Here is a 909-nt window from a genome sequence, read left to right as displayed (position 1 = left end):
CACCAAAGCGAGGTGAGCATGGCGACGGAGGCTCTGTTGCAAAGATTGGCGGCAGTCAGAGGTAGGCTGTCGCTCTGCGCCGATCAGGCGGCTGCTGCGAAATGGTGGTTGAGCATGCCCATGGCCTCCGTCAGCGCCGAGGGCCCAATGCCAAAAGCTCTCTCCACAAGGCGCACCTCGCCCCTGATGCCGGGCTGCAGGCACCAGGGGCGAGCCTGTCCTTTGCGCAGGGCTCGCATGACTTCGAATCCCTTGATCGTGGCATAGGCCGTGGGGATCGATTTGAAACCGCGCACCGGCTTGATCAGTATCTTGAGCTTTCCGTGATCGGCCTCGATCACGTTATTGAGATACTTCACCTGCCGGTGGGCCGTCTCCCGGTCCAGCTTTCCTTCGCGCTTCAATTCGGTGATCGCTGCACCATAGCTCGGCGCTTTGTCGGTATTGAGCGTGGCAGGCTTTTCCCAGTGCTTCAGGCCTCGCAGGGCCTTGCCCAGGAACCGCTTCGCTGCCTTGGCGCTGCGGGTCGGCGACAGGTAGAAATCGATCGTGTCGCCCCGCTTGTCGACTGCCCGGTACAGGTAGGTCCACTTGCCCCGCACCTTGACGTAGGTTTCATCCAGGCGCCAGCTCGGATCAAAGCCACGCCGCCAGAACCAGCGCAGCCGCTTCTCCATCTCCGGGGCGTAGCACTGGACCCAGCGATAGATCGTCGTATGGTCGACCGAAATGCCGCGTTCCGCCAGCATTTCCTCAAGGTCGCGATAGCTGATCGGATAGCGACAATACCAGCGCACCGCCCACAGGATCACATCACCCTGGAAATGGCGCCACTTGAAATCCGTCATCGTTCCGTCCGTCCAATCTCCGCCAAGCATGCTCAAGCTTCACGATTTTTGCAACAGAGCC

The 909-nt window shown here is 60.6% G+C and carries 1 protein-coding gene; it reads right to left on the bottom strand.

The features are described from left to right. Positions 1-83 precede the first annotated feature (83 nt). Entirely contained in the window at positions 84-848 is a 765-nt protein-coding gene (locus LZP96_RS23925; protein ID WP_001389365.1) for an IS6-like element IS6100 family transposase, read from the bottom strand. Positions 849-909: the final 61 nt, after the last annotated feature.

The organism is Huaxiibacter chinensis, assembly GCF_022171985.1.
GTDB lineage: Bacteria > Pseudomonadota > Gammaproteobacteria > Enterobacterales > Enterobacteriaceae > Enterobacter > Enterobacter chinensis_A.
The sequence above is the reverse complement of the archived record's forward strand: the minus strand, read 5'-3'. Positions and strand labels throughout refer to the sequence as shown.